At 70.8% G+C, this 26234-nt stretch carries 26 protein-coding genes; 12 read left to right on the top strand and 14 right to left on the bottom strand.

The features are described 5' to 3' along the window. Window positions 1-6: 6 nt before the first annotated feature. The gene (locus tag AAME72_RS03405; RefSeq protein WP_348788835.1) at window positions 7-687 is read left to right on the top strand and encodes a hypothetical protein; all 681 of its coding nucleotides are present in this window, start codon (window positions 7-9) and stop codon (window positions 685-687) included. A 42-nt stretch (window positions 688-729) separates the two neighbouring features. Continuing rightward, entirely contained in the window at window positions 730-1062 is a 333-nt protein-coding gene (locus AAME72_RS03400; RefSeq protein WP_348788834.1) for a hypothetical protein, read from the top strand. A gap of 9 nt (window positions 1063-1071) precedes the next feature. On the opposite strand, the gene AAME72_RS03395 is transcribed toward AAME72_RS03400, so the two are convergent. Then, complete coding sequence (locus AAME72_RS03395) at window positions 1072-1680, bottom strand: TetR family transcriptional regulator (protein ID WP_348788833.1); 609 nt, start codon at window positions 1678-1680, stop codon at window positions 1072-1074. A 125-nt stretch (window positions 1681-1805) separates the two neighbouring features. Between AAME72_RS03395 and AAME72_RS03390 the strand changes: the two genes are divergently transcribed. Further along, complete coding sequence (locus AAME72_RS03390; protein ID WP_348788832.1) at window positions 1806-2750, top strand: zinc-binding dehydrogenase; 945 nt, start codon at window positions 1806-1808, stop codon at window positions 2748-2750. 23 nt (window positions 2751-2773) lie between these two features. Here AAME72_RS03390 and AAME72_RS03385 read toward each other — a convergent pair whose 3' ends face one another. Continuing rightward, complete coding sequence (locus AAME72_RS03385) at window positions 2774-3445, bottom strand: Type 1 glutamine amidotransferase-like domain-containing protein (RefSeq protein ID WP_348788831.1); 672 nt, start codon at window positions 3443-3445, stop codon at window positions 2774-2776. Between the two features lie 64 nt (window positions 3446-3509). After that, window positions 3510-5906, bottom strand: coding sequence for a polysaccharide lyase 8 family protein (locus AAME72_RS03380; RefSeq protein ID WP_348788830.1), 2397 nt, complete (start codon window positions 5904-5906; stop codon window positions 3510-3512). A gap of 124 nt (window positions 5907-6030) precedes the next feature. Between AAME72_RS03380 and AAME72_RS03375 the strand changes: the two genes are divergently transcribed. The 8 genes from AAME72_RS03375 (at window position 6031) to AAME72_RS03340 (ending at window position 15795) form a co-directional block, all read left to right on the top strand. Then, on the top strand, window positions 6031-7086 hold the full coding sequence (locus AAME72_RS03375; RefSeq protein WP_348788829.1) for a LacI family DNA-binding transcriptional regulator: 1056 nt from the start codon (window positions 6031-6033) through the stop codon (window positions 7084-7086). After that, window positions 7083-8720 (top strand): FAD-dependent oxidoreductase, encoded by a 1638-nt coding sequence (locus AAME72_RS03370; protein ID WP_348788828.1) that lies wholly within the window; start codon window positions 7083-7085, stop codon window positions 8718-8720. Before AAME72_RS03375 ends, AAME72_RS03370 begins: the two co-directional genes overlap by 4 nt. A 13-nt stretch (window positions 8721-8733) precedes the next feature. Beyond that, on the top strand, window positions 8734-10026 hold the full coding sequence (locus AAME72_RS03365) for a sugar ABC transporter substrate-binding protein (RefSeq protein ID WP_348788827.1): 1293 nt from the start codon (window positions 8734-8736) through the stop codon (window positions 10024-10026). A gap of 95 nt (window positions 10027-10121) precedes the next feature. Continuing rightward, window positions 10122-10994: a sugar ABC transporter permease gene (locus AAME72_RS03360; RefSeq protein WP_348788826.1), complete on the top strand. Its 873-nt coding sequence runs from the start codon at window positions 10122-10124 to the stop codon at window positions 10992-10994. After that, window positions 10984-11874 (top strand): carbohydrate ABC transporter permease, encoded by an 891-nt coding sequence (locus tag AAME72_RS03355; RefSeq protein ID WP_348788825.1) that lies wholly within the window; start codon window positions 10984-10986, stop codon window positions 11872-11874. Before AAME72_RS03360 ends, AAME72_RS03355 begins: the two co-directional genes overlap by 11 nt. A gap of 30 nt (window positions 11875-11904) precedes the next feature. Then, window positions 11905-12876: an acetylxylan esterase gene (locus tag AAME72_RS03350; RefSeq protein ID WP_348788824.1), complete on the top strand. Its 972-nt coding sequence runs from the start codon at window positions 11905-11907 to the stop codon at window positions 12874-12876. 67 nt (window positions 12877-12943) lie between these two features. Next, complete coding sequence (locus AAME72_RS03345) at window positions 12944-14398, top strand: anaerobic C4-dicarboxylate transporter family protein (RefSeq protein ID WP_348788823.1); 1455 nt, start codon at window positions 12944-12946, stop codon at window positions 14396-14398. 32 nt (window positions 14399-14430) lie between these two features. After that, window positions 14431-15795 (top strand): M20/M25/M40 family metallo-hydrolase, encoded by a 1365-nt coding sequence (locus AAME72_RS03340; RefSeq protein ID WP_348788822.1) that lies wholly within the window; start codon window positions 14431-14433, stop codon window positions 15793-15795. Window positions 15796-15880: 85 nt separating this feature from the next. Here AAME72_RS03340 and AAME72_RS03335 read toward each other — a convergent pair whose 3' ends face one another. The 3 genes from AAME72_RS03335 to AAME72_RS03325 form a co-directional block, all read right to left on the bottom strand. Continuing rightward, on the bottom strand, window positions 15881-17326 hold the full coding sequence (locus tag AAME72_RS03335) for an MFS transporter (protein ID WP_348788821.1): 1446 nt from the start codon (window positions 17324-17326) through the stop codon (window positions 15881-15883). Between the two features lie 99 nt (window positions 17327-17425). Beyond that, the gene (locus AAME72_RS03330) at window positions 17426-17989 is read right to left on the bottom strand and encodes a TetR/AcrR family transcriptional regulator (RefSeq protein WP_348788820.1); all 564 of its coding nucleotides are present in this window, start codon (window positions 17987-17989) and stop codon (window positions 17426-17428) included. Between the two features lie 69 nt (window positions 17990-18058). Continuing rightward, window positions 18059-18649 carry a sugar O-acetyltransferase gene (locus tag AAME72_RS03325; RefSeq protein ID WP_348788819.1) on the bottom strand — a complete coding sequence of 197 codons (591 nt, stop codon included), beginning with the start codon at window positions 18647-18649 and terminating at the stop codon, window positions 18059-18061. A 37-nt stretch (window positions 18650-18686) separates the two neighbouring features. Between AAME72_RS03325 and AAME72_RS03320 the strand changes: the two genes are divergently transcribed. Next, the gene (locus tag AAME72_RS03320) at window positions 18687-19955 is read left to right on the top strand and encodes an MFS transporter (protein WP_348788818.1); all 1269 of its coding nucleotides are present in this window, start codon (window positions 18687-18689) and stop codon (window positions 19953-19955) included. A gap of 75 nt (window positions 19956-20030) precedes the next feature. On the opposite strand, the gene AAME72_RS03315 is transcribed toward AAME72_RS03320, so the two are convergent. The 8 genes from AAME72_RS03315 to AAME72_RS03280 form a co-directional block, all read right to left on the bottom strand. After that, window positions 20031-20834 (bottom strand): SDR family NAD(P)-dependent oxidoreductase, encoded by an 804-nt coding sequence (locus AAME72_RS03315; RefSeq protein WP_348788817.1) that lies wholly within the window; start codon window positions 20832-20834, stop codon window positions 20031-20033. Between the two features lie 3 nt (window positions 20835-20837). Further along, entirely contained in the window at window positions 20838-21350 is a 513-nt protein-coding gene (locus AAME72_RS03310) for a MarR family transcriptional regulator (protein WP_348788816.1), read from the bottom strand. A gap of 44 nt (window positions 21351-21394) precedes the next feature. Further along, the gene (locus tag AAME72_RS03305) at window positions 21395-21745 is read right to left on the bottom strand and encodes a cytoplasmic protein (RefSeq protein WP_348788815.1); all 351 of its coding nucleotides are present in this window, start codon (window positions 21743-21745) and stop codon (window positions 21395-21397) included. A gap of 65 nt (window positions 21746-21810) precedes the next feature. Beyond that, window positions 21811-22971, bottom strand: a complete 1161-nt coding sequence (locus AAME72_RS03300; RefSeq protein WP_348788814.1) for an epoxide hydrolase — start codon at window positions 22969-22971, stop codon at window positions 21811-21813. Window positions 22972-23016: 45 nt separating this feature from the next. Further along, a complete protein-coding gene (locus AAME72_RS03295) occupies window positions 23017-23244 on the bottom strand; it encodes a hypothetical protein (protein WP_348790199.1) in 228 nt (75 codons plus the stop codon). A gap of 258 nt (window positions 23245-23502) precedes the next feature. Then, complete coding sequence (locus AAME72_RS03290) at window positions 23503-23967, bottom strand: hypothetical protein (protein ID WP_348788813.1); 465 nt, start codon at window positions 23965-23967, stop codon at window positions 23503-23505. Window positions 23968-23976: 9 nt separating this feature from the next. After that, window positions 23977-25644: an amidohydrolase gene (locus AAME72_RS03285; protein ID WP_348788812.1), complete on the bottom strand. Its 1668-nt coding sequence runs from the start codon at window positions 25642-25644 to the stop codon at window positions 23977-23979. 73 nt (window positions 25645-25717) lie between these two features. Then, entirely contained in the window at window positions 25718-26224 is a 507-nt protein-coding gene (locus AAME72_RS03280) for a hypothetical protein (RefSeq protein ID WP_348788811.1), read from the bottom strand. Between the last annotated feature and the right edge of the window lie 10 nt (window positions 26225-26234).

The raw sequence follows: 26234 nt of genomic DNA, 5'->3' as shown, positions 1-26234 counted from the left end.
CAGTGGATGGGCGCATCGGCCATCGTCGGCGCCGTCTTCGCGATGGCCGAGCTGCCGCTCTACTTCGTGGTCCCTGCGTGCGACCCCTCGGTCTGCGGAGCGGAGACCGGTTCGCCGATGCCGGACTGGCTCATCCTCGTGCGGACGCTGTTCAACTTCCTGGCGCTGACGCTCTTCCTCGTCTTCATGGTCAGCGTCCGATTCCTGATCGCGCGGGCGGATGCCCGCTACGAGTGGTTCGGCGCCGTGGCGGGCACGGCCGGAGTGGCGTGGACCATCGTTGACATGATCGCGAAGGGTCTGGAGGGCGGGAGCGCGATCCAGGCGCCCGACCTCATCGATCCGACCCGCGCCGTCCCCACGTACTTGCTGTACGGCTCCATCTCGCACCTGATGCTGTTCGTGTTCGGGCTGGCATTCGGGTACGCGGTGCTGCGAACCGGGGTGCTTCCCCGGTGGGTGGGCTGGTCGTCGTTCGCGGTGGCGGCTCTGCACCTGGTGGGTGTGCCGTCGATGTTCTTCGGCTTCAACTCCTCCGAGTTCTACGCCTCGAACGGATGGGGCGCCGTCGCCATGTTCAACGGGATCGCTGCACTCTGGCTTGCGGCCGTGGGGGTCGCGACGTTGATGACGAGGAGCGACAGCGGCAGCGACCGGACGGTCGCGGACCGTGCCATGGTGGGGTGAGGTCGGTCGGTCCCCTCCGTTCCATTCGGCTACATTCGTCGCGTGGACACTCCCGCCCGTTTCTGCCCGAGCCGCCGCAGTGGGCAGCGCTGCACGCGACCGGTGGGGCATGCGGGGCTGCACCGGCGGCAGGCGCTGCTCTGGTCCGACCGTCAAGCCGACCCGGCGCGCTGTCCGGGCTCGGGCCGCCCCGGGGAGCGCGCCGCCCAGCTGGCCGACGGCTTCCCGGGCGGCCGGGCGTTGTGCCCGGACTGCCACCGATTCGTCGACCTGAACCCGGACGGCCGGCTCGTCGAGCACGACACCGACGACCCGCGCGCGTCCGACCTCGAGGTGCTCCGATCCCGTGAATGGTTCAACACGCACGGGTGGTGAGGGCGCGCCTCACTCCGCCTCAGTGCGCAGCGGTTCGGGAAGCAGGTCGACGAGTGCGTCGACGATGCCCTCCCTGGTCACGCCCCGCGGCTCGTCGAGCCAGTCGATGATCGTGCGGATGACGCCCGCGCTGATGAAGCCGGTAACGAGGTCGATGCGGGCCTCATCGGCGCCTGCGTACGCCCGCTCGACCGTCTCCCGCGTGTAGCCGGCGAACCAGTCGATGATCCGGTCGACCACCACCGCTCGCGACGTCTGCGCGAAGGAGTAGTCCACGAGCGCCCGTCGGCTGGTGAACGTCGCCACGACCTGCGCGAGGCCGCCGCGTGCCGCCGCCGCGCCGCTCATGCCCGCCGCGCGGACGTCCAGGTCCTCGATGGCGAGCCGGGCGAAATCCTCGGTGACCGTGAAGGCTGCAAGATCCTCGACCCCGGAGAAGTGCGTGTAGAACGTGCTCCTGGCGACGCCGGAGGACGCGCAGATCCAGCGCACGCTGACGTTGCGCACACCCTCCGCAGCGGCCGCGCTGTAGGCGGCGACCAGGCGCGCCCGGGTGTTGATGGCCTGCGCGTCGTCGAGGGCGCGCAGCCTCGTGCGTCGGTTCCGCTGATCGGTCATGGCTCCTCGATGGACAGTGTCTATTCTGGCGTAGACTCGTGTGTAGAGATCGTGTCACGACCGTCTCCCTGAAGGATCACGTCACGGCCGCACCGATCGATTTCGCTCGACTGAAAGGAGCTGCCATGAAGGCATGGGTTCTCGACGAGGTCCACGGATCCCTCACGGAGAAGGAGGTCCCGACGCCGGCGCCCGGCCCGGGTCAAGTGCTGCTGAGGGTGGTCGCGTCCGGCCTGTGCCACAGCGACGTCGGCTACATGGAGGGCGTCATCCCGCTCACGATCCCGTTGCCGGTGATCCTCGGCCACGAGGCGTCCGGCACCATCGCCGAGGTCGGCGACGGCGTCACGGGGTGGAGCGTCGGCGACGCCGTCGCGAGCGCCATCGCGCCCGACGACGCCCCCGGGGTGTCCCGGGACGGCGCGTACGCGGAGTACACGATCGTGAATGCCGAGAAGCTGGTCCGACTGCCCGAGGGGATGGACTGGTCGCAGGCCGCGGCGGCGACGGACGCGGGGCTGACCTCGTACACCGGCGTCGTCGTCTACGGACAGGTGAAGAGTGGGGACCGCGTCGGCATCGTCGGCCTCGGCGGGCTCGGGATGACGGGCGCGCAGATCGCGCTCGCGCAGGGCGCCACCGTCGTCGGCGTCGAGCCGCGCGAAGCGCTGTGGGAGACGGCGAAGGGCCACGGCGTCCAGGAGGTCGTCGCTGACGTCGCCGAACTCGAGGGCCGCGACCTCGATGTCGTCATCGACTTCGCGGGCTTCGGCACCACCACCTCCGGCGCGATCCGGGCCGTCAAGACCCGCGGTCGCGTTGTGCTCGTCGGGCTCGGCCGCTCCGAGTGGACGATCAACTCGATCGACCTCGTCAGCCGCGCCATCGACCTGCAGGGGGCGACGGTGGCCGGGGTGCCCGAGCACCTCGAAGAGGTCCTGGCGCTGATGGCGGACGGACGCGTCACGGTCAAGGCGGAGGAGATCGCGTTCGCCGACATCCCCGACGGGCTCGCGCGTCTGCAGCGCGGCGAGGTGAACGGACGTCTGGTGGCCCGCCTCGACGCCTGACCTCGGCGCATGCCCGGCGGCCGTCAGGTGTCGAACTGGTGCCACTGGCCATCGCTGACGACCTCGACGCTGCCGTCGACCACGGCGATCGCGGTCTGGTCGTCGATCGCGTACGACCGGCCGGGGATGCGCTCGGCCCAGCGCCGCGCCGCCGCGAGCGTGTTCTGCGACCAGCCGGGGTAGTCCAGGTGCGGGAAGATCGAGAAGTCGACGAGGCCGAGCGTGTCGTCGGGGCCGTCCGGCTGCCAGTCGAGGAACTCCGGGCCCACGCGGGGGGTCAGCACCATGCTGCCCGCGCTGACGCCCACCCAGACGGTGTCGCGCAGCTCCGGCAGCAGCGCGGCGAGACCGGACTGCAGCAGCCATGTGTACAGGTAGCGCGCCTCCCCGCCGTCGACCAGCAGCACGTCGGCGTCGCGCACCCACGGCATCCACCGCTCGGGCGGGATGCTCGGCAGCGCGGTCAGCTCGAGCACGCCGACCGACCTCCAGCCGAGGCCGACGAGTCCCGGCTCGTCGTCCCAGCGATCCGCCGTGGACTTCCAGACCGTCTCCGGTCCGCACGCGGGCTGCCCCCACTGCGCGGTCGGGATGAACAGGGCGGTGCAGTCGGCGATCGGTCTGCCGAGCATCCCGGCCAGTGCCTCGCGGATGCGGGAGTTGGTGACGCCTCCCGACGTGAGCAGCAGCTTCATCCTCGTCCTCCCCAGACGGCGCGCGGACCCGCCGACCACTGTAGGCCGCGCGCCGTCCGTCCGACTACACCGAGAACCGTGCGGTGAACGTCTTCCCCGCCGCTCCGGTCACATCGACGGAGACCTTCACGACGGGGGACAGGGCGAGGACGGTGATGCCGGGGTCGGCCTGGATGGTGCCCGTCGCGGGCTGGTCGAGTGTCACGGTCACGGGCCCGGTCACCTTCTGGGTCGGGTCGCTGACCGCCAGCGAGAGACGGCCTCCGGATCGTGTCACGACGAGCGAGGCGCGTGTGTCGGTGCTGACGCCCGCCGCGCTCCCGCCCTCCGCGGTCCAGATGTTCGCCATCGTCGTCCCCGTGCTCGCCCGGGTGACCGCCTGGACGTCGAAGGTGTTGGCGACGACGGCGATGTCCGTCGATGCGGCCATCCCTGCGGTCTGCGCCTGCGTCGCAGCGGGCAGCTGGATGTATGCGTAGCTCGCGTTCGCGGGGTTCACTCCATGGTCGAACCAGAGGGTGACGAAGCGGCGCGAATAGCTGGTGCCGTCGTCGTAGACCCCGCGGTGGTCCATGTCGGTCCACCGCCCGCTGCGGTCCTCGCGGGCGCCCGTGACCGTGCCGCCCGCGGGGAACACATAGCCGCCGATGTTCGGGATCCACGCCCAGCCCGGCGTGAAGGCGGTCGGTGTGCCGCCGGGGGCGGTGAGCACGGCTGCGCCGTCGATCACCGGGACGGTCTGACCGTTCGGGCCGATGTTGCGGTTCTCGATGATCGTCTCGACCGTGTAGCCGTCGCTGCTCGAGATGCCGCCTCCGAGGCAGACGATCGCGTCGCCGAGGCAGAACCAGGATTTCCGGCCGACCAGCGTGGACGAGGCGATCTTGAGCCCCATCCCGATCGCGGCGTCGCCGTCGAGCAGGGCGCCCCCGGTCCAGGTGTTGCCGTTGCTGCGGCTTGCGCCCGGAGTGCGAGGCCGGGTGTCGAGGGTCGTTCCGGGGATGCGGTACTTGTTCACGGTCGGCCAGTACTGGTTGGCCCAGTGGCCCGTCTGACCGGGCAGGTACAGGTACACCGCGCCCTCGCCCGTGTACCAGCCCTGCAGGTTCTCCTGGTTGGCGCTCTCGAACGGCCCGATCACCGTGCTGTCCATCGCGACGCCGAACGCGAATCCCGGCCGCCGGTGCACGGCACGGGCCATCGAGGTCGCGATGACGGTGTCGGCCGGCTCGGCCGCCGCCGGCACGGATGCGTCCGTCACGACGGCGCGGCCCAGCGCGATGGACGACAGCCGCACCTGCTCGATCGGCACGCTGTCGTACGCGAAGAACGGCAGGAAGGTGTCGCGCTGGATCCAGCCCTTGCAGAGTGCGCGCACGGTCGCGGCCTGCGCCGCCGGGAGCACCGCGGCCAGCTGGAGCAGCGTCGCGATCGTGAGCCGGCCGACGCGGTGGTCGGTCTCGTAGAAGCGCGAGAGGCCGCGGCCGCGGGTCATGTCCATGAACGCGCCGGAGTGGATCCACGGCGCGTAGTTGCGCTGCACCCAGTCATAGACCTCGGAGACCCGGGGCGATGTGAACGCCCACGGCGTCCCCGCCGTCGCGACCATCGAATAGGTCAGGTACTGCAGCAGTGAGACGGCATAGCCGCCGTTGTACGAGTAGTACTTGTGCTGGATGAACCCGCCGTCGGTGTAGAAGCCGTCGAGGCTCGTCGCGTACGGGAAGACGTCGGCGTACGCGGTCTTGGCGCCCGCGATCGTGGCGGTGTCCTGGCTGAGCGCGCCGCGGAGGATCGCGATGGAGCACGCCCAGTTGCGGTTGGCTCCGGTCGAGACAGCGCCCCCGGTCTCGGTCGGATCGGGTGCATAACGCTTGATCGCCGCCATCGCGGTCGCGATCCGCGTTGTGCCGAGCTCGTCGTAGAGCAGCACGCAGACGTCGTTCAGGGCGAGGGGGATGCCGATCTGGAAGTCCCACCAGTTGTCGTAGCGGTTCGTGACGCCGTATTTGTTCGCGAGGAACCAGTCGAGGGCGGAGACGATATCCGCCCGCAGCTGCGCGCTGTCGTACAGCGCCGAGCCGGGGGAGGAGAGCGCGAGCGCGAGCGTGCGGAGCCGGCCCATGTTGTTGCGCTGGATGGCCGAGACCGTGCTGCTGTCCAGATCCGCCCAGAGGAAGGTGCGGCCCGAGGAGGTGTTCAGGGAGTCCCAGAGGACCTTCGCCTCGGCGGCCGACGCGGTGACGTAGTCCTTGACGACGGTGTCGGAGAGGTCGTAGTCGCCGATGAGCGTGCTGCGCCACTGGGCGCGGACGCGTGCGTAGTCGGCGGCGGTGGCCGCGCGGGCGGGCGCGGCGGGGAGGAGGGCCGACCCGGCTGCGATGACGGGGACGGCCGCCGCGCCGGCCACGAGGACCGTGCGGCGCGAGACGGTGGAACGGGACGGTTCGTTCGCTGACATGACGGACATGCTCGCGCCAGTGTCTGATCCGTGTCAAGGTGATAATACCTATTACCAACTTGATAATGCGCTTCATCATGTCGTAGGCTCCAGCGCAACCACCGATTTCGAAGAGGAGAGCAGGATGGCGCCGAGCCGGGCACCGCGCATCACCCAGCGCACCATCGCCGAGCTCGCCGGGGTGAGCCAGGCGACCGTGTCGCTCGTGCTCAACGGCCGCTCCGACAACGGCGTCCGCATCCCGGAGGAGACCCGCGAGCGGGTGCTCGCCGTCATCCGGCAGACCACCTACGTCGCCGACCCGGTGGCCCGCAGCCTCGCCGGCTCGGCCAACAACCTCGTCGGCGTCTTCACCTACGAGCACGCCTTCCCCAACGAGACGTCCGACTTCTACACGCCGCTTCTGACGGGCATCGAGTCCGAGGCGGAGACGCGCGGCCTCGACCTGCTCATGTTCACCAGCGCGCCCCTCGTCGACGGCCGCCGCCGGATCTTCCACGAGAACAGCCGGCTCCGGCTCGCCGACGGCTGCCTGTTGCTCGGACGCGAGATGGATGCCGACGAGCTCGCGCGGCTGCGCGACAGCGGCTATCCCTTCGTCGCGATCGGTCGCCGCGATGTCGAGGGCGTCGCGTTCGTGGGAGTCGACTACGCGACGCCCACCCGGCAGCTGGCGCGCATGGCCGTCGCGGCCGGCCACCACTCCGCGTTCTACGCGCGGCTCTCGCTCTCGCTCACCGCGGAATCGTCCCGCGACCGTCACGACGCCCTGATCGACGAGCTGACCTCCGCCGGGGTCGCCGTCGATCAGGCGGAGACCACAGAAGCCGGCCTGGCGTCCGTCTGGCGCCGGGTCAGAGAAGGAGAAGCGACAGTGCTGTTCGTAGAAGATCCGACCGATGCGGAAGGGCTGCACGCTCTCGCTGCGGCCGACGGGGTCGCCGTGCCGGACGACCTCTCGTTCGTCGTGCTCGGCGAGCACGGGCGCGGCGGCGGCGACGTGGACTTCACGCGCCTCAGCGCGCCCCGCACCGAGCTCGGCTCCCGCGCGGTCGTCCTCCTCGACCAGCTCCTCAACGGGACTCGTGGCCAGGAGGAGCTCCCGGTGCAGCAGCTCCTGGAGTGCACGGTGATCGACGGCTCGACCTTGGCCGCACCCCGCGCGGGAGCCGCCCGGTGAGCGGCCGCACGCCGTCTCCGACGGTCGTGACAGGGGACCGTGCCGACGTCGTCGTGGTCGGCGGCGGCCTCGGCGGCGTCTCGGCGGCGCTGTCGGCGCTGAAGGCGGGCCGCAGCGTCATCCTGACCGAGCAGTTCGCGTGGCTCGGCGGCCAGCTCACCAGTCAGGCCGTCACCCTCGACGAGCACACGTGGATCGAGCAGTTCGGCTCGACCGCCTCCTACCGCGACCTGCGCGACGGCATCCGCGACTACTACCGTGCGAACTACCCGCTCTCGGCCGCGGCCCGCGCAGAGCGCCACCTCAACCCCGGCGCGGGACTGGTGAGCCGTCTGTGTGCGGAGCCGCGCGTCGGCGTCGCCGTCATCGAGGGGATGCTGGCGCCGTTCCGCAGCTCGGGTCGTCTCCGCATCCTCCAGCCCGCCGTCCCCGTCGACGCGGAGGTGGACGGCGATCACGTCGTCTCCGTCACCGTGCGCCGGCTCGACACCGGCGAGGCGGTGACGCTCCGCGGCGACCTGTTCGTGGACGCGACGGAGACCGGTGAGCTCCTGCCGCTCACCGGGACCGAGTACGTGGTCGGGAGCGAGAGCCGCGCCGAGACCGGCGAGCCGAGCGCGCCCGAGGTGGGGGATCCGCAGAACGTGCAGGCGCTCTCCTGGTGCTTCGTCGTCGACCACATCGACGGCGAAGACCACACCATCGATCGCCCCGCGGACTACGACGAGTGGCGCGCATTCCAGCCGGACTTCTGGGGCGCTCCCATGATGAGCCTCACCGCGCCGCACCCTCGCACGCTCGAGATCGTCACGCGCAGCTTCGACCCGACCATCGACGACGACCCGTTCGCGGCCGTCGCCGACCAGCGCGCCGACGGCGGCGACCACGAGCTCTGGATCTTCCGCCGCATGCTCGCGAAGAAGGTCCTGCAGCCCGGTGCGATCGAGAGCGACATCGTGCTGGTCAACTGGCCGATGATCGACTACATCGGCGGCTCGATCATCGACAGCGAGGACGCGGAGAAGCACCTCGTTGCGGCCAAAGCGCAGTCCAGGGCGATGCTCTACTGGCTGCAGACCGAGGCGCCCAGGCCCGACGGCGGGACGGGCTGGCCGGGTCTGCGGCTGCGCCCGGACGTCACCGGAACGGACGACGGCTTCGCGCAGGCGCCATACATCCGCGAATCCCGGCGCATCCGCGCCGAGTACACGGTGGTCGAGGGGGACCTCTCCGTCGAGGTCCGCGGCAACGCGGACCCGGCGACGTACCCGGACTCGGTCGGCGTCGGCATGTACCGCATCGACCTGCACCCCTCCACCGGAGGCGACAACTACATCGACGTCGCCTCCGTCCCCTTCGAGATCCCGCTCGGAGCACTCATCCCGGTCCGGATGCAGAACCTGCTCCCCGCGGGAAAGAACGTCGGCACCACCCACATCACCAACGGAGCGTTCCGGCTCCACCCGGTGGAGTGGGGCATCGGCGAGGCGGTCGGCTGGCTAGCGGCCTTCTGCCTGGACCGCGCGACGGATCCTCGCGCGGTCCGCAACACCCCCTCCCTTCTGGAGGAGTTCCAGTCCCTGCTGGCCGCGAACGGCGTCGAACTGCACTGGCCCGACGTCTCCGGCTACTAATCGAGGAGCACCAATGAGACCAGCAACGAAGCTGACGGGGGCCGCGGTCGTCGCGGTCGCCGCGCTAGCGCTCGCGGGCTGCAGCAGCAGCCCGTCCGCACCCGCGACCTCCGCTGCGGCGGGCAGCGTCAACCTGCGTATGACCACGTGGACGGCCGACGCGGCCCAGCTCGCCGTGTTCACCTCCATCGCGGACGAGTACAAGAAGGATCACCCCGAGATCGGCAAGATCACCTTCGACTCCCTTCCCGCCGCCGACTACGCAACCACGCTGACCACGCAGATCGCCGGCGGTCAGCAGCCCGACCTGGCCTGGGTCATGGAGGCGGACGCCCCCGACTTCGTGAGCTCGGGCGCGCTCGCGCCGCTCACCGACACACTGAAGTCCACGAAGGGCTACGACTACGCCGACATCGGGAAGGATGCCGCGAAACTGTGGACGACCGGCGGTCAGCTGTACGCCTACCCGTTCTCCACGTCGCCGTTCGTCGTGTTCGCCAACGACGACCTGCTCGCCGCCGCCGGGGAGCCGAGCTCGGCGGAGCTGAAGGCCCAGGGCAAGTGGAACTGGAAGGACCTCGCCGCCGTGGGCGCGCAGGTCAACCAGAAGACCGGCAAGCAGGGCACGGTGATCCGCGACTTCGACTACCAGACCTGGAGCAACCTGGCGACGGTGTGGGACTCGTTCGGCGCCTCGCCCTGGTCGGCCGACGGCAAGACCTGCACCTTCGACTCGAAGAAGATGCAGAGCGCCTTCACCTACCTCCACGATGCGACGTTCGACCAGCACGCGTTCCCAGGTCCCGGGACGAAGGCGGACTTCTTCGCCGGCGACAGCGCGTTCACCGTCACCCAGATCTCCCGGGCGACGCTGCTGACGGATGCATTCAAATGGAACATCCAGACCCTCCCGGAGGGTGAGGACGGACAGCAGAACGTCATCGGGCAGGCCGGCATCGGCGTGCTGGCGAAGGGCAAGAACGCCGAGGAGGCCAAGAAGTTCCTCGCGTTCTTCACCAACCCGGGCAACGCGAAGCAGCTGGCGCAGTACTTCCCGCCGCCCCGCACGTCCCTGCTGACCGTGGACACTCTCTCCGCGACGAACAAGAAGCTCACCAAGGAGCAGATCGAGAACGTCGTGCTCCCCTCCTTCAAGAATGCGGTGACGAAGCCGAGTCACGCCAACTCGGCGGAGATCGCTGCGAAGGTGAAGACCGCGCTCGACCCGATGTGGCAGCCGGGAGCCGACGTGGCCTCCGTCCTGAAGGGCGTCTGCACCGCGATCTCGCCGCTGCTGGGGTCATGAGCTCCATGACCGACACCGCCGAAACCTCCCCGGCCCGGGCGCGAGCCCGGGCCGGGAGGCCGGCCTCGCGAGCAGACGGGCGTCGCTTCTTCACCATGCAGCGGCGCGAGTCGCTGACCGGCTACCTGTTCGTCGCACCCCAGCTGCTCGGCATCGTGCTGTTCGTGCTGGTGCCGCTCGGCCTCGTCGTCTACTACAGCTTCCACGAGTGGAACGTGCTCTCCGGCTCGATCCAGTACGTGGGGGCCGACAACTACGCGAAGCTGCTGAGCGACCCGCAGCTCGGCGAAGTGCTGAGCGTCACCACGGTGTTCTCGGTCGGACTGGTGTTCCTGAACATCCCGCTGGCGCTGCTGCTGGCCGTCCTGCTCAACCGCAAGGGGCGTGGGATCGCGTTCTTCCGCACCGTCTTCTTCTCGCCGGTGGTCGTCTCGATCGTCGCGTGGACGATCGTGTGGGGCTTCCTGCTCCAGGACAACGGCGGCATCAACGGCTTCCTCCGCATCTTCCACATCACGGGCCCGAACTGGCTGCAGAGCGGCCCGACCGCGCTCGCCGCCGTGATCGTCGTCCAGGTCTTCAAGAACGTCGGCCTGAACATGGTGCTTTTCCTGTCTGCCCTTCAGGGCGTCCCGACCGAGCTCTACGAGGCCGGGCGCATGGACGGCGCGGGCGGCGGGACGCTGTTCCGGCGGATCACGCTGCCGCTGATCTCACCGACCATCCTGCTGACCGTCATCATCACCATCGTCGGGGCCCTGCAGGTGTTCGCCCAGATCGCCGTGCTCACGGCGGGCGGGCCAGGGCTGTCGACGACGGTGCTCGTCTACTACCTGTTCCAGCAGGCGTTCGACTTCCATCACTTCGGCTACGGCTCGACGCTCGCGATCCTGCTCTTCGTGATCGTCCTCGTCCTGACCGTCGTCCAGTGGCAACTCCGCAAGAGGTGGGTCTTCTATGAGAACTGAGCAGAGGAGAGCGTCCGCTGCTCCGGCCGCCGTCGCCGAACGGCGCCGGTCGCACCCGGGCCGCCGGGCCGTGCTGTACATCGTGCTGCTGGTGATGGCGATCCCGTTCCTGTTTCCGACGTGGTGGATGATCACGTCGTCGTTCAAGACGGTGAACGAGATCTTCGCGTTCCCGCCGTCGCTGATCCCCATGGATCCGACGATGGAGGCCTACGTGAAGGCGTTCACGTTTCAGCCGTTCGCGCGGCAGTACTTCAACAGCGCCTACATCGCGGTGGTCGTCACCGCCGTCACCATGCTGATCTCATCGATGGCCGGGTACGCGTTCGCGCGCATCCGGTTCCGCGGGCAGAACGTGCTGTTCCTGGTCGTGCTGGCGGGGCTGCTCATCCCGAGCGAGGTGACGATCGTTCCGCTGTTCCAGATGTTCAACACGCTGGGGCTGGTCAACACGCACTGGCCGCTCATCCTGGTGACTTCGTTCGGCGCGCCGAGCGTGCTCGCGACGTTCATCATGCGGCAGTTCTACATCTCCCTGCCGGCGGAGCTGGAGGAGGCGGCACGGCTGGACGGCCTCGGCCGCCCGGCCATCTGGTGGCGGATCGCCATGCCGCTGGCTCGTCCGGCGCTCGCCGCGGTCGCGATCTTCACGTTCCTGAACGTGTGGAATCTGTACCTCGAGCCGACGGTGTACCTCACCTCTCCGGAACTGTTCACGCTTCCGCAAGCGCTGACCCGCTTCGTCGACGCGTACAGCGGTCCGATGTGGAACGTGCAGCTGGCGGCGGCGACCATGACCGCCGTGCCCGTGCTCATCGTCTTCGTGGTGGCGCAGAGGCAGTTCGTCCAAGGGCTGGCCCAGACTGGTCTGAAGGGCTGAGCGGGCCCGGCCGATCTGCAGAGGAGTCGCGTGTTCACCGATCTCGACGAGGCGGGCCTGCTGGCCTACCGCAGCACCCAGTCGCGTCCCTCCGACTTCGACGCGTTCTGGTCGGACACGATCGCGGCCGCTCGGGCCGCCGCGATCGACACGGTCGCCGTTCGTGTCGATTCCGGGCTGACGACGGTGGACGTCTACGACGTGACGTTCTCGGGTTTCGACGGCCAGCCCGTGCGCGCCTGGCTGCGTGTTCCGGCGGGCACTGCGGCCCCGCTGCCCGCGGTCGTCGAGTTCGTGGGGTACGGCGGAGGCCGGGGCCGTGCGGTCGAGAACCTGTTCTGGGCGTCGGCGGGGTTCGCCCACCTGCAGATGGACACGCGCGGGCAGGGCTCCATGTGGAGCACGGGGGACACCCGCGACGACGCCGGTTCCGGCCCGGCCGTCCCCGGTTTCCTCACCCGCGGCGTCGAGGACCCGGAGACGTACTACTACCGCCGGCTGGTGACGGACGCCGTGCGCGCGGTGGACGTGGCCCTCGCGCATCCCCTCATCGACGGGTCCAGGGTGTCGGTGCTCGGGTTCAGCCAGGGCGGCGGGCTCGCGCTCGCCGCCGCCGCGCTGCAGCCGGGCCTTGCCCGGGCGTTCGCGTTCGTGCCGTTCCTCTGCGACTTCCCGCGCGCGATCACGATCACAGACCGCGAGCCGTACCGCGAGCTCGGCCGGTACCTCGCGGTGCACCGTGACCGCGCGGACGCGGTGCTGAGGACTCTCTCCTACGTTGACGGTGTGAACTTCGCGGCCGGCGCTCGTGTCCCCATCCGCTTCTCGGCGGCCATGATGGACCCGACCTGTCCGCCGTCGACGGTGTACGGCGCGTTCCACGCCTACGCGGGCCCGAAGGAGCTGCAGCTGTGGACCTACAACGGCCATGAGGGCGGCGGCATCGACGACGAGGTCGGGGCGCTGCGGGTGCTGCGGGAGCATCCGCAGCCGGTGGGATGAGGGATTTGCTCCCTTCCCGAGCCGCACCGCGCCGGTGCATCCTGTGGCCTACAGGGGGAGGTTCGCCATGGAGATCGCGCTCGTCATCATCCAAGCGTGCGTCGTCATCGGGGCCATCGTCCTCGGTGTGCGCACCGGCGGGATCGGGCTGGGACTGTGGGGCGTCGTCGGGACGGTGATCCTCGTGTTCGTCTTCCGGCTGCCGCCCGGGTCGCCGCCGATCGACGCGTTCTTCATCATCATCGCCGTGATCACCGCGTCCAGCGCGATGCAGGCCGCCGGCGGCATCGACTACCTGGTGTCGATCGCCTCGAAGATCATCCAGCGCAACCCGCGCCGCCTGACCTACGTCGCGCCGCTCGTCGCCTTCGTGTTCACCGTGCTGTCCGGCACGTCGAACATCTTCTTCGCCCTGATCCCGGTGATCTACGAGACGGCGTACCGCAACGGGCAGCGCCCGGAGAAGGCGCTCGCCTCCTCGACCGTCACCTCCGGCCTCGGGATCACCGCGAGCCCGGTCTCCGCGGCGATGGCCGCCTACCTCGTGCTGATGGAGTCGAAGGGCTTCGGGCTGCCGCAGGTGCTCGCCATCACCGTCCCCTCGGCGATCGTCGCCTGCATCGTCACGTCGTTCGTGCAGCAGCGCGTGGGCAAGGAGCTGCTCGCCGACCCGGTCTTCCTGAAGCGGGTCGAGGCGGGGACGGTCCAGGTGCCGGCGCCCCTGGAGGCCCGGTACCAGCAGAGCATCGGGGCGGCGCCGGCCACCGCGACGGCGGGCGGCACCACCACCGCCACGACGACGAAACCTCCGCGCGGGTCGGGGCGGCTCACCAAGGAGGAGGCGTCGGTCATCGAGCACCCGGTCCCGCCGGGCGGTGCGACGGCCGCGTGGATCTTCGTGGTGGGGACCCTGTTCGTCGTGCTGCTCGGACTCTTCCCGTCGCTGCGCCCGGCGTTCCCCGACGCGGAGGGCACGCCGCAGCCGATCCCGATGGCCACGGTGATCGAGATGGTGATGTTCACCGTCGCGCTGGTGATCATCCTGGTGCGCCGGGTGAAGCCGTCCCTCGTCGTCGAGCAGCCGCTGCTGCGGGCGGGCTTCGTCGCGGCTGTCGCGCTCTTCGGTATCGCGTGGATGGCCGACACCTTCATCTCCGCCAATCAGGAGACGATCATCCAGCCGCTCGGCGAACTCATCAAGGCGAACCCGCTGCTACTGGCGGTCGCCCTGTTCGTCGTGGCCGGTCTGACGACCAGCCAGTCGGCGACGACGAACACGCTCGTCCCGATCGCGCTCGCCGCCGGGCTGGCGCCCGGGGTGATCACGGCGATGTGGCCCTCGCTGATCGGCGTCTGGCTGTTCCCGGCGAACGGGTCGCAGATCGCCGCGGTCGAGACGGACCGGACGGGGTCGACCCGGCTCACGCAGGTGCCGGTCTGGCACTCGTTCACCATCCCGATGCTGGTCTCGTGGGTCTCCGTCGTGCTGTCGGGCCTGCTGATCCAGCTCGTGATCCATTGATCCGTGCATCCAGCGCCCGAAAGGAAGAGGACATGACAGACACCGTCTCCGACGTCGCCGCCGCGGCGAAGGCAATGATGCCGGACGTGATCGCGCACCTGGAGTCCCTGGTGCGCATCCCGTCGGTGGCGTTCCCCGGCTTCGACCCGGAGCCCGTGCACCGGATGGGGCAGGCCGTCGTGGAGCTCTTCGAGCAGGCGGGCGCGGAGGGCGTGCGCCTGCTCGAGGTCCCCGGCGGCTATCCGTGCGTGTACGCGGACCTGCCGGGGCCCGCCGACTCCCCGACGGTGCTGCTGTACGCGCACTACGACGTGCAGCCGGCGCCCGAGAGCCAGGGCTGGAGCAGCCCGCCGTTCGAGCCGACGCGCAAGGAGGACGGCCGCATCTACGGCCGCGGCGCCGCCGACGACACGTCGGGTCTCGTCGCCAATTACGCCACGCTGCGCCTGCTCGGACCGGACCGGCCGTGTCGCGTCATCCTGCTGTCGGAGGGCGAGGAGGAGACGATCTCGCACCTCGAGGAGTTCGTGGAGGCGAATCCCGAGCTGTTCCGCTGCGACGCGGCGGTGATCGCCGACATCGGCGGGCAGGAGGTCGGCCGGCCGGGGCTGACGACCGCGCTGCGCGGCGACGTCGCCTGCATCCTCACCGTCCGCACGCTGGCCAACCCCGTGCACTCCGGACTGTTCGGCGGAGCGGCACCGGACGCGATGAGCGCGATGATCCGCATCCTCGACACGCTGCACGACGAGAACGGCGACACCGTCATCCCCGGAGTCGACTCGGGGACCTGGAACGGCGCCGCGATGGACGAGCCGGTGTACCGGGAAGGGTCGGCCATCCTCCCCGGTGTCGACTTCCTGGGCACCGGCTCCCTCGCCGACCGGGTCTGGATGAAGCCGTCCGTGACGGTGCTCGGGATGGACCTGCCGACCACCGCCGAGGCGTCGAACGTGCTGCTGCCGTCGGTCACGGCGAAGCTGTCGATGCGCATCATGCCCGGGTCGGACGGCGACGCGCAGCTGGACGCGCTGATGGACCACCTGCGCGCGCAGCGGCCGTGGAACTGCGTCGTCGAGGTGGAGAAGGTGAAGGTCGGGCACGCGTTCCGGGTGGACGAGGGGCACCCGGCGATCCGGGCGGCGCTGGATGCGATGCAGAAGGCATACGGCCGCGAGGTCGAGTCGATCGGCAGCGGGGGATCCATCCCGCTCGTCGCGTCGCTAAAGAAGGTCGCGCCGGATGCCGCCATCCTGCTGTGGGGCGCGGAAGACACCAAGCAGTCGCGCATCCACTCCTCCGACGAGTCGGTCGACCCGGCCGAGATCGAGCGGATGATCGTGACCCAGACGCTGTTCATGCGGGAGTTCGCCGCCGGCGTCGAGGAGCGCGACTGACCCCGTCCGGTATGTCCGACGCCTGCTCGAGCAGGGGCGGACGTACCGAACGGGGTCGGACGAGCGCGGCCGGGCCGCCGGCCGGTCAGCGACGGGATCGGGCGAACACGGTGGCGACCGCGGCGACGGCCGCGATCACGGCGGCACCGATGAACAGCCACGAGAAGCCGCCGGTGATCGCCTCCGCTGCCGGAGCGCCCGTGGACAGCAGGGCGTCCGTGCGGACCGCCGCGACGGTCGACAGCACCGCCAGGCCCACGGCGCCGCCGATCTGCTGGCTCGTGTTGACGAGGCCGCCCGCGAGACCCGCCTCGCCGCCCTCGACGCCGTCGACGGACAACTGAGTGGTCGTGACGAACGCGCCACCCATCCCGATGCCGATCAGGAGCGTCGGGCCGAGCAGCTGCGTGAGGAAGGCGGCGTCGGCGGGGGCAGCAGCCAGCCACGACAGGCCGCCGGCGAGCACCAGGAGGGAGGCGATCAGCGTCGCCTTCGCGCCGACCCTCGCGATGACGGCCGGCGCGATCCCGGCGACGACGACCAGGGCTCCGGCGAGCGGCAGCTGCGTGAGGCCCGTGGTGAGGGCGTCGTAGTGGAGCACCGACTGCATGTAGACCGAGAGGGCGAAGAAGAGCGCGACCATCGCCGCGCCGACGAGCAGCATGACGATGTTGCCGACCGCGAGGTTGCGGTTGCGGAACACCGAGAGCGGGACGAGCGGCTCCTCCGTGCGGCGCTCGATGACGACGAATGCGACGGCGAGCACGACAGCGGCGGCGGCCAGCCCGATGGTCAGCGGGTGCGCGAAGCCGACCTGGTCCACGGCCGACAGCGCACCGACGGCCGAGACCAGCGCGGCGGTGATGGTGATCGCGCCGGGAACGTCCTGCCGGCCGCGGAGGGTGGCGCGGTCCGGCGTGATGAGCAGCGGGATCGCGACCAGCACGACGGCGCCGACGGGAACGTTCACGAAGAACACCGACTGCCAGCCGAGGGCCGCGGTGAGCACGCCGCCGAGCAGGACTCCGGCGGCGGAGCCGATCCCGGCGACCCCACCCCACACGCCGAGTGCCTTCGTGCGGTCGCGGGTCTCGGGGAACAGGTGGGTGAGCAGCGCGAGCGCGGCGGGTGCGAGGAGCGCGGCCGAGGCGCCCTGGACGGCGCGAGCGGCGAGCAGCATCCCGCTGGTCGCTGACAGTCCGGCGAGGGCGGAGGCGGCGACGAAGCCCGCGACGCCGACGAGGAACACGCGGCGGTGTCCGTACCGGTCGGCGAGGCGACCGCCCAGGAGCAGGAGTCCGCCGAACGCCAGGACGTACGCGGTGATCACCCATGCGAGCGCGGCGGTGTCCATCCGGAGCTGCTCGCCGAGAACGGGCAGGGCGATGTTGACGATGGACGCGTCGAGAACGACGAGGAACTGCGCCAGGGCCAGGATGCCGAGCGCCAGCCAGCGCCGGGAGCTTCGGGGAGCGATGGTGCCGGTGCCGGGGGCGGTGCCGGGGGCGGTTCGGAGCGTTGAAGCGGACATGGGTAGCCTTCCTTCTGTCGGAGATGGGTTGACTGAATTGATGAGTGGTTGGTCACTCACTCAGAGAGCGAGCGGATGGAGCGGGCGGGGCTCGATGCCTTACTCGGGGTGCCGGATGCCCGCCGAGAGCAGGCGCGCCCAGTCGGCGTCGACGGTGTCCACCTGCGCGGTCACGATGAGGTGGCAGAGCTGGCCGAAGGCGATGAAGCGCTGGACGTCGGCGTCGCCGGCGCCGCTGCGTTCGGCCGCGTACCGGGTCACCTGGGCCAGCCCGGTGCGAAGCGCGGAGCCGATCTCCGGGATGTCGGCGACGGACTGGGCGTGGACCTGGAGCATGAGGAGGGTTCGGTCCCGGATCAGCTCCGCGTACGCGGCGCCCATCGCGTCCAGGATGCCCGTCGGGCTCTGGTCGCTCGCGGCATCCGCCCCGCGGCGCAGTGCGTCGAGGACGTCGTGGAAGCAGCGTTCGAGCGCGATGACGAACAGTGACTCCTTCGACGGGACGAGCTTGAACACATAGGCGGGGGAGATGCGGGCCTCCCTGGCGACGTCCGCGACGGTCGTGCCGTGGTAGCCGCGGCGGGCGAACGCCTGGAGCGCTGCGCCCGCGACGATGGGCCGGCGCTCCTCGGCGGTGGACAGGGATCCCGTTCGCGGTGACATGAGAGTGACTGTACACTCACTCTCTCGGCGGCGTCAAGCGCCGGGGCGGAGAGCGCGTCGGTCGCCGGGTCAGTCGTCGACCGGACGGATGACCCGGGCCGGGCTTCCGACGGCGACGACGCCGGCCGGGATGTCGCGGGTGACGACCGAGCCCGCGCCGACGACGCTGTCGTCGCCGATCGTGACGCCGGGGCAGACGATGACGCCGCCGCCGAGCCAGACGTTGTTCCCGATCGTGATCGGGAGGGCGGCCTCGAGATGCGCGCGCCGCGGTTCCGGGGCGATCGGGTGGGTCGGGGTGAGCAGCTGGACGCCGGGGCCGATCTGGCAGTCCGTGCCGATGGTGATGGTCGCGACGTCGAGCGCGGTGAGGTTGTAGTTGATGAACGTGCCGGCGCCGATGTGGATGTTCTCGCCGTAGTCGACGTAGAGCGGCGGCTTGACGAACGCGCCGTCGCCGAGGGTGCCGACGAGCTCGGCGAGCAGTGGCCGTGCGGCGGCCTCGTCGGCGATCGCCGCCCGGTGGTACGCGTCGGCGAGCTGGACGGCCCGCTGCGCGATGCGGACGCTCTCCGGGTCCTCGCCGCCGAGGTACAGGTCGCCGGCGAGCATCCGCTCCCGGTTGGTGCGCGAGTCGCCTGCGAAGTAGTCCGTGGTCATGTGTACGAGCGTACACCCGTCATGTACGATCGTACGCATGCCCTCCGCCGAGAACACGCAGACCGACAGCACCGCAGTCGACGCGGCGACCGAAGCGCCGGGGCGGTCGGGGTGGCCGGTCCGTGCGGGCCGCGCGTGGTCGCGGCGGCGGCTCGCCGTCTTCGCGATCATGCTCACCTACGGGATCGGACTGTCGTCCTGGGTGGTCAGGACGCCGGCGGTGCGTGACCTCGTCCACGCGTCGACCGCCGAGATGGGGCTGATCCTGCTGGGGCTCTCGGTCGGCTCGATGAGCGGTGTGGTGCTCTCGGCCCCGCTGGTGCGGCGGCACGGGGTCCGTCCGATCGTCCTGTTCGGCGGCGGTTCCTTCGCGGTCGGGCTCGCCCTTGTCGGCGCGGCGGCCGGCCTTTCGAGCGCACCCCTCGTCTTCGCCGGGCTCGCCCTGGTCGGCTGGGGGATGGGCCTGTCCGAGATCGCGGTGAACGTCGAGGGCGCCGCACTGGAGGCGGAGGCGGGCCGGTCGGTCCTTCCGGCGCTGCACGGCTCGTTCAGCCTGGGCACCGTCGTCGGCGCCGCTGCCGGGATCGGGCTGACCGCGATCGACTTCCCGGTGATCTGGCAGCTGCTCGGGGTGGCGGCGGTCGGGGGCGCGGTCCTCGCGGTCGTGATCCGGTTCGTCCCCGCGGAGACCGGACGCGTGCCGGCCGAGGCCCGCAGGCGGCCGGGGGCGAATACCCGGAGGGCGCGGCCGATGCTGCTGACGCAGCCCCGGCTGGTGCTGCTCGGCGTGATCGTGCTGGCGCTGGCGCTTGCGGAGGGGTCGGCGACCGACTGGCTCCCGCTCCTGATGGTCGACGGCCACGGTGCGTCGGCGACGGCCGGGACGGTCGTCTACGCCGGCTTCGCGGCGGCGATGACGCTGGGACGCTTCAGCGGCGGCCTGCTGCTGTCGCAGTTCGGCAAGGCCGCGGTGCTCCGCGCGAGCACGCTGGTCTCGGCGGCGGGGATCGCCGTCATGATCTTCGCGGGCGACCCGGTCCTCGCCGGCAGCGGCGTCGCCCTCTGGGGGCTCGGCGCCGCGCTCGGCTTCCCGGTCACGATCTCGGCCGCGGCCGACGTCGGCGACGGCGACCCGACCGCGGCCGTCGCCTCGGTCGCCACCGCCGGATACATCGCATTCCTGGTGGGGCCGCCGGTGCTCGGTTTCATCGGCCAGGTCGCGAGCCTCCGCGGCGCGATGATCGTCGTGCTCGTCATCGTCGCGGCCGCGAGCCTCCTGACATCGGCGGCGAAGCCCCCGAAGTAGCGCGCGAGTACGCAGAGAATCACCCCGAAACCGCCCAGTACGCGGATAATCTTCGTACTCGGCGGTCGCGCGCGGCTACTCGGTGCGGTCGTTCCAGGACCAGATGTCGTCGCCGCGCAGCGACGCGTCGGCGCCGCCGTCGTCGTAGATCACCTGACCGGCCATGTGCGTGTTCTCGACGCTGGTCAGCCAGATCAGCAGGGCGGCGATCGACTCCGGGGGCTGGTGGTAGTTCAGCGGCATCGGCACGCTGGCGTCGACCATCGCGGCACCCTCCGTCGTCTTCAGGAGGTCGGCGGTCATCGGCGTGATGACCGTGCCGGGCGCGACGGCGTTGAGCGGGATGCCCGCGCCCGCCCACGCCGGAGTGATCGACTCGCGCCGCACCCAGCGCGCGAGGGCGCGCTTCGAGGACGGGTAGACGAGGTAGCCGACCTCGGGGCCCTGCGCGGTGAGGGTCTCCGCGATGGCCAGCGCTCCGGCCTCGTCGCCCGCGAGCGCGGCCTCCACCATCTCCCGCGAGTTCGTCTGCAGGGACGCCATCGAGGAGACGACCGCGGCGCGCGGCGCCTCGGAGCGGGCGAGGGCGGGCAGCAGTTCGACCAGCAGCTCGGTCACGCCGAAGAAGTTCACCGAGATGGTCTTCGGGATGGGCGCGGAGATGCCCGCGCAGGCGATCACCGCGTCGATGCTGCCGCCGGCGAGCTCGATCGCGCGGGCCGCTGCATCCCGCCGCCCTTCCGCGACGGACAGGTCGGCCTCGACGTCGGCGTTCTTCAGATCGATGCCGATAACGCGCTCTCCGCGCTCGGTCAGCATGCGAGTCGTCGTCGCCCCGATCCCCGATGCGGATCCGGTGACCACGTAGGTGCGGGCCATTGTCTACCTCTTCTCTTCCGGCACGGCGGATTCGGCCGTGCGTGGCTGTCTTCCCGTCCCGCCCTCGACGGCGAGCGCGGCGACGAAACGGGAGAGATCGCGGGCGAACGCGTCGGTGCCTGCGGCATCCCACTCGGCGAGCGCGGCCCGCACGATCACGACGCCCTCGTGCACCAGGCGGTCGTATGCTGCCGCTCCCTTCTGCGACAGCGCGACGATGGAGGCGCGTGCGTCGTCGGGGTCCGGAGCGCGGTCCAGGAAGCCGGCGTCCGTGAGCCGGCGCAGCTGTTTGCTCATGGTCGGGCGGCTGAGCCGCAGGGTGTCGGCGAGGGCGCTGGCGCGCTGCGGGCCGAGCTGGCCGAGCGCATAGAGCGGCTGCACGTCCACCGGGTCGACATCCACGCCGGCGCGGCGGGCGATCGCCTCCTGCGTCGCCACGGACGCCCAGTCGGCGACGAGCAGGGTGAGCGCCGCGAGCAGCTGGCGTTCGGGGGTCGAGGCATCCGACGGGGTCACCCCGCCAGACTACGTCCTTTGGTTGCCTGAGGCAACTAAGTGGGTCACGTGTGCTCCGGACCGAGGGCGTCCCCGTCGGCCTGCGGGTGCGGCGACGACTCCTTCAGCTCGACGATGATCGTGTGCGTCGGGCTGTCCCCGGTGTTGCGTCCGGTGTGCGACTGCTCCGGGAGCCAGACGGCCTGCTCGGCGGCGAGCGTGACGTCCCTGCTCCGGCCGCCCGCATCCAGCCGTCGCGAGAACGAGGTGAGGGTGACCATCACCGAGTCGGGATGGTGGTGCGGTGTCGTCTCGTCGCCGGGCGCGTCCCGGTACTCGAGCACGCGCACGCGATCGTTCTCCCAGAGGAGTGCGTAATGGTCGGGATTGCTCACGACCGGGTCGTCGTCGTCCACGCCCGCAGGGTAGTACCGCAGCGGCCGCGGCGGGGAGAGGGACGACGGCCCCCGCTCGGCAGGTTTCAGCCGGTGGCGCGTCGCCCCAGGATGGCGTCGACGGACGCGCGCAGCTCGCGCGCGTAGATCCGCGGCTGCTCCAGGGCGGCGAAGTGGCCGCCGCGCTCCGGCCTGCTCCAGTACCGGATGTCCGGGAACCGGCGCTCAGCCCAGCGGCGGGACGGCGCTGGCGTGTCCCGGTAGACGGCCGCGCCGAGCGGGACGTCGATCCTGTCGTCGGTGCCCTCCCGGAACCAGCCGCTCACGGTCTCGATGCTCTCGGCGTACAGACGCGTGGACGACGCGCCCGTGCCCGTGAGCCAGTACAGCGTGATGTCATCGAGGACGCGGTCGCGCGCGATCACGTCGAACAGCGTCTCGCCCGGGCGGATATCGGACCAGGCCGCGAACTTCTCCAGGATCCAGGCGGCCTGCCCGACGGGCGAGTCGAGCAGGAGGTAGCCGAGCGTCTGCGGACGGGATGCGTGCAGCGCCGAGTACGCGCTGCCCTCGGCCGACCGTTCCAGCGCGTCGAGGGCGGCCCGCTCCTCGTCCGTCGGGTCCGCGAGCGTCGCCGGGTCGGGCGCGACAAGCGGCGGCGTCAGGTGCAGACCGAGCACCCGGTGCGGCGCCTGGGCGGCGATCATCGTGCTGATGCTCGTGCCCCAGTCGCCGCCCGCCGCGACGAAGCGCTCGTAGCCGAGGCCGTCCATCAGCGTCAGCCAGGCCGCGGCGATCCGCTCGATCCCCCAGCCGGCGTGCTCTGGTCTGCCGCTGAACCCGTAGCCGGGAAGCGAGGGGATCACGACGTGGAACGCGCGCCCTCTGTCCGGCGGGTCGGTGAGCAGCGGCAGCACGTCCAGGAACTCGAGGAACGAGCCGGGCCAGCCGTGCGTCAGGACCAGGGGGACCGCATCCGTCCGCGACGACCGGGCGTGCACCAGGTGGATGTCGAGACCGTCCACTCGGGCGATGTGCTGCGGGATGGCGGCGAGCTCGGCCTCCAGGCGCCGCCAGTCGTAGCCCTCCTGCCAGTACGCGGCCACCTCCCGCATCACCGGGAGCGGAACGCCCTGGGTGAAGCCGGGCGCGGTGGCGGGCTCCGGCCAGCGGGTGCGGGCGATGCGGGCACTCAGGTCCTCGAGGTCGCGCTCGGGCACGGAGACGGTGAACGGCCGGATCTGCATCCCTCCATTCCCCGCCCGTTCGGCGCCGAGCGCAAGCCGCCGCGGTCAGTTGAAGATGGCCCAGACCGAGCGGTCCAGGATCATCTCCTTGCCCTGGGCGACGACCTGCCAGTGCTGCTCGTCGCGGCCGGCGTACTCGGCGAGCAGGGTCGTGTACTTCCAATCGCCGGCGACCCGGTCCCAGCGGATGAGGGAGATGAGCTGACCGTGCCGGAGGTACGGGACCGGCGCGTTCTCATCCGGGTGCGGTTCGTGCTGAACAGACGCATGCATCGTCACGGGACGACCTCCTCAGCATTCGGCGTCATGGGCCGGCGCGGAGTGCGCCGGATGGTGCCGGGTGCGCACAGTGTTACGCGTGTGATGTCCCGTGGCTAGACGCATCTCGCGGCCGTCGAAAGTTTCGTACGGCCCGCGCGCGGTGTGACGGCGCATCCACGGAAACCCCCGTAACCGCAGGAAGCCGAGGCACCGCGCGCGGCGCCGTCACCTGAAGGATGCCTCCTGCCGGGCGCGGTGGCAATGGGTGTCTCAGGCCGTTACGTCGTGGCCGTCGATGGCGATGTACCAGGCGTCGGCGCCGGACAGATCGATGTCCGTTACGACGACCTCGACGACTCCGCCGAGGACCATCCCATCGAGATCGAGCGGACGGGCCCCGTCGGCGCATCTCACGTCGCCGGGGCTCGTCGTGGATCCCGCGGTCGTCCTGGCGGTGATGGTCACGTGGGCGGTCCCGGGACCGAGGCACCACAGGGTCGCGCCGGTGACGGTCGAACGCGTGTGCAGGTCGAAGGAGATGGTCCCGCCGGGGTTCGCCCGCACGTCGCCCTCGCTTCCACGGCCGCCACCGCCTCCCAGCGATCCCTCCGAGTGCGCGTCCATCCACCGCTCGATCTCGGCATCCGAGTGATGCGCGGGCGCGGGCGCGCATCCCGAGAGCCCCACGGCGAGGACGGCGACGGTCGCGGCGGCGAGGAGCGGGCGGCGTGGCATGGCTCGAATCTAGCGGAGCCGAGGCGGCTGCCCATCCGAGACGGCCGGCGCCGCGGCGCGCTCCCACACCAGTTCGCCGCCGATGACGGTACCCATCACGCGGGTATCGCGGATGCCCGCCGGGTCGATGGCGAGCGCGTCCTGATCCAGCACCGCGAAGTCCGCCTGCTGGCCGGGGACGATGCGGCCGCGGTCGCCCTCCACGCCCGCCGCGTAGGCGGAGCCGAACGTGTACGCGGCGAACGCCTCGGCGACGCTCACCCGCTCGTGCGGAGCGAAGTCCGCTCCGGAGGCCGTCCGCCGGTTGACCAGGTCGTGGATGCTGACGAGCGGGTTCGCGTCCGAGACCGGGGAGTCCGTGGAGCCGGGGACGACCATCCCCGCCTCCAGCAGGGATCGCATCCGGTACGTGCCCGCCGAGCGCTCGGGACCGATGGCGTCGAGGATGCCGTCGCCGAAATCGGAGATGAACACGCCCTGGGGCACCGGGATGACGCCCAGCTCGGCACAGCGGCGCACCTGCTCGTCGCTCGCGATGGCGAAGTGCTCGATGCGGTGCCGGACGACCCGGGGCAGCTCGGCCTGCGCCTCGGCGATCGCGTCGAGCACGTGGTCGATCGCGCGGTCGCCGATCGCGTGCGTGGCGACCGTCCAGCCGGCGCGGTGGTAGGCGAGCAGCGCGTCCCGCAGCTCCTCCGGGGTCAGCTGCAGCACGCCGAGGTTCTCCGGCTCTCCGCAGTAGCACTCGTGCACGGCGGCGGAGCGGCCGATGAGGGAGCCGTCGCTGACGATCTTCACCGGTCCGATGCGGAGTCGGTCGTCGCCGAGCCCGGTCCGGACGCCCCAGTCGAGGGTCTGCCAGTCGGCGGGACCCTCGTCGAGCCGGTGCAGCGTCGAGTGGAACGGCATCACGGTCATCCGCGGTCGGATGTCGCCGGCCGCGACCGCGTTCAGGTAGTGGTGCATCGCGACGCCGCCGCGGTTGATCGCGCCGTCCACGACGACGCCGGGCTCGGTCACGCTCGTGAGCCCGTAGGAGAGGGCCTGGTCGCTCGCGAGGCGCAGGTTGCGGGCGATCTCCGCGTCGGTGAGCCGGGACGCGACATTGCGCACCGCGTTCATGGCGTTCTCCTGCAGCAGCCCGAGCGGGCGACCGGCGGCGTCGCGGAAGACCCGGCCGCCGGGGGCGTCCGGGTAGTCCCGGCTGTCCGGGTAGCCGGCAGCGGCGAACGCGGCGGTGTTCGCCACGACCATGTGCCCCGAGACGTGCTCGATCAGGCAGGGCCGGCCGCCGGTCACGCGGTCCAGGTCCTCGGCCGTCGGATGCTCACCGCCGAACGCGTTCTGGTCGTAGCCGCTCGCCTTCACCCAGGCGCCGGCCGGGAGCGCGGCCGCCGCCGTCCGCAGTACGTCGTAGAGCGTGGCCAGGGAGTCGACGACGCCGGGGCGCACATCCACCGACGCCAGTCGGTTGCCGGTCAGCCCGAGGTGGTGGTGGGCGTCGTGCAGACCGGGGACGACGCGGGACCCGCCGAAGTCGACCTCGACGGCGGCCTCCAGTCCGGCCAGGTCGTCCACCGCGAGGATGCGGCCGAAGTGCACCGCGACGGCACTCGCTTCGGGATGGGCGGGATCCCCGGTCCAGAATCGTCCCCGGTAGATGGCGTCGACGCGCATGGTTGCTCCTCGGTGATGCGGTGGTTCGGTGGTTCTGTGGTGCGGCGCTCGGCGACGCGGGGATCGGCGCCCGTCAGCGCGCGGCGACCGCCGGCTCGGCGACCGGCGCCCGAGCCTCCCTGCGGCGGGCGAGCGCGGCGAGACCGGAGACGCCGCCGATGGTGGCGATGAGCATGAGAGCGAAGAAGACGCCGACGCCCCACGGCCCGGTCGCTGTCAGCAGCGCCTGCGCGATGAGCGGCGTCGAGCCGCCGATGAAGGTGGCGCAGAGCTGGTAGGAGGCGGAGACGCCCGTGTAGCGCACGTTCGTGGGGAAGGCGCCGGCGAGGAAGGTGGCCAGCAGCGCGTAGTACGCCGACCCGCCGAGGGTGGTCAGGTAGAGCGTGATCGTGATCGCCACCGGGTTCGCCGAGACGATCGCGAGGAAGAACGGGATCACCATGACCAGCGCGAACACGAGCCCGCCGAGCATCACGATGGTCGCGCTCAGTCGCTCGGCGATCAGCGCCGCGATCGGCTGCCAGACGAACTGCATGATCGCGAGCCCGAGCAGGATGTTCAGGATCAGCTGGCGGTCCATCCCGAGCGAG

The sequence above is a fragment of the Leifsonia sp. NPDC080035 genome (genome assembly GCF_040050925.1).
Taxonomy (GTDB): Bacteria; Actinomycetota; Actinomycetes; order Actinomycetales; family Microbacteriaceae; genus Leifsonia.
The sequence above is the reverse complement of the archived record's forward strand: the minus strand, read 5'-3'. Positions and strand labels throughout refer to the sequence as shown.

What these genes read in the sequence shown, in the direction of transcription:
- AAME72_RS03325 (WP_348788819.1), bottom strand. Translation starts at nt 18,649, where the DNA reads ATGACCACGGACTACTTCGCAGGCGACTCGCGCACCAACCGGGAGCGG.
- AAME72_RS03295 (WP_348790199.1), bottom strand. Translation starts at nt 23,244, where the DNA reads ATGCATGCGTCTGTTCAGCACGAACCGCACCCGGATGAGAACGCGCCG.
- AAME72_RS03340 (WP_348788822.1), top strand. Translation starts at nt 14,431, where the DNA reads ATGACAGACACCGTCTCCGACGTCGCCGCCGCGGCGAAGGCAATGATG.
- AAME72_RS03385 (WP_348788831.1), bottom strand. Translation starts at nt 3,445, where the DNA reads ATGAAGCTGCTGCTCACGTCGGGAGGCGTCACCAACTCCCGCATCCGC.
- AAME72_RS03380 (WP_348788830.1), bottom strand. Translation starts at nt 5,906, where the DNA reads ATGTCAGCGAACGAACCGTCCCGTTCCACCGTCTCGCGCCGCACGGTC.
- AAME72_RS03330 (WP_348788820.1), bottom strand. Translation starts at nt 17,989, where the DNA reads ATGTCACCGCGAACGGGATCCCTGTCCACCGCCGAGGAGCGCCGGCCC.
- AAME72_RS03405 (WP_348788835.1), top strand. Translation starts at nt 7, where the DNA reads ATGGGCGCATCGGCCATCGTCGGCGCCGTCTTCGCGATGGCCGAGCTG.
- AAME72_RS03280 (WP_348788811.1), bottom strand. Translation starts at nt 26,224, where the DNA reads ATGGACCGCCAGCTGATCCTGAACATCCTGCTCGGGCTCGCGATCATG.
- AAME72_RS03360 (WP_348788826.1), top strand. Translation starts at nt 10,122, where the DNA reads ATGCAGCGGCGCGAGTCGCTGACCGGCTACCTGTTCGTCGCACCCCAG.
- AAME72_RS03300 (WP_348788814.1), bottom strand. Translation starts at nt 22,971, where the DNA reads ATGCAGATCCGGCCGTTCACCGTCTCCGTGCCCGAGCGCGACCTCGAG.
- AAME72_RS03395 (WP_348788833.1), bottom strand. Translation starts at nt 1,680, where the DNA reads ATGACCGATCAGCGGAACCGACGCACGAGGCTGCGCGCCCTCGACGAC.
- AAME72_RS03365 (WP_348788827.1), top strand. Translation starts at nt 8,734, where the DNA reads ATGAGACCAGCAACGAAGCTGACGGGGGCCGCGGTCGTCGCGGTCGCC.
- AAME72_RS03390 (WP_348788832.1), top strand. Translation starts at nt 1,806, where the DNA reads ATGAAGGCATGGGTTCTCGACGAGGTCCACGGATCCCTCACGGAGAAG.
- AAME72_RS03315 (WP_348788817.1), bottom strand. Translation starts at nt 20,834, where the DNA reads ATGGCCCGCACCTACGTGGTCACCGGATCCGCATCGGGGATCGGGGCG.
- AAME72_RS03355 (WP_348788825.1), top strand. Translation starts at nt 10,984, where the DNA reads ATGAGAACTGAGCAGAGGAGAGCGTCCGCTGCTCCGGCCGCCGTCGCC.
- AAME72_RS03285 (WP_348788812.1), bottom strand. Translation starts at nt 25,644, where the DNA reads ATGCGCGTCGACGCCATCTACCGGGGACGATTCTGGACCGGGGATCCC.
- AAME72_RS03290 (WP_348788813.1), bottom strand. Translation starts at nt 23,967, where the DNA reads ATGCCACGCCGCCCGCTCCTCGCCGCCGCGACCGTCGCCGTCCTCGCC.
- AAME72_RS03375 (WP_348788829.1), top strand. Translation starts at nt 6,031, where the DNA reads ATGGCGCCGAGCCGGGCACCGCGCATCACCCAGCGCACCATCGCCGAG.
- AAME72_RS03320 (WP_348788818.1), top strand. Translation starts at nt 18,687, where the DNA reads ATGCCCTCCGCCGAGAACACGCAGACCGACAGCACCGCAGTCGACGCG.
- AAME72_RS03335 (WP_348788821.1), bottom strand. Translation starts at nt 17,326, where the DNA reads ATGTCCGCTTCAACGCTCCGAACCGCCCCCGGCACCGCCCCCGGCACC.
- AAME72_RS03345 (WP_348788823.1), top strand. Translation starts at nt 12,944, where the DNA reads ATGGAGATCGCGCTCGTCATCATCCAAGCGTGCGTCGTCATCGGGGCC.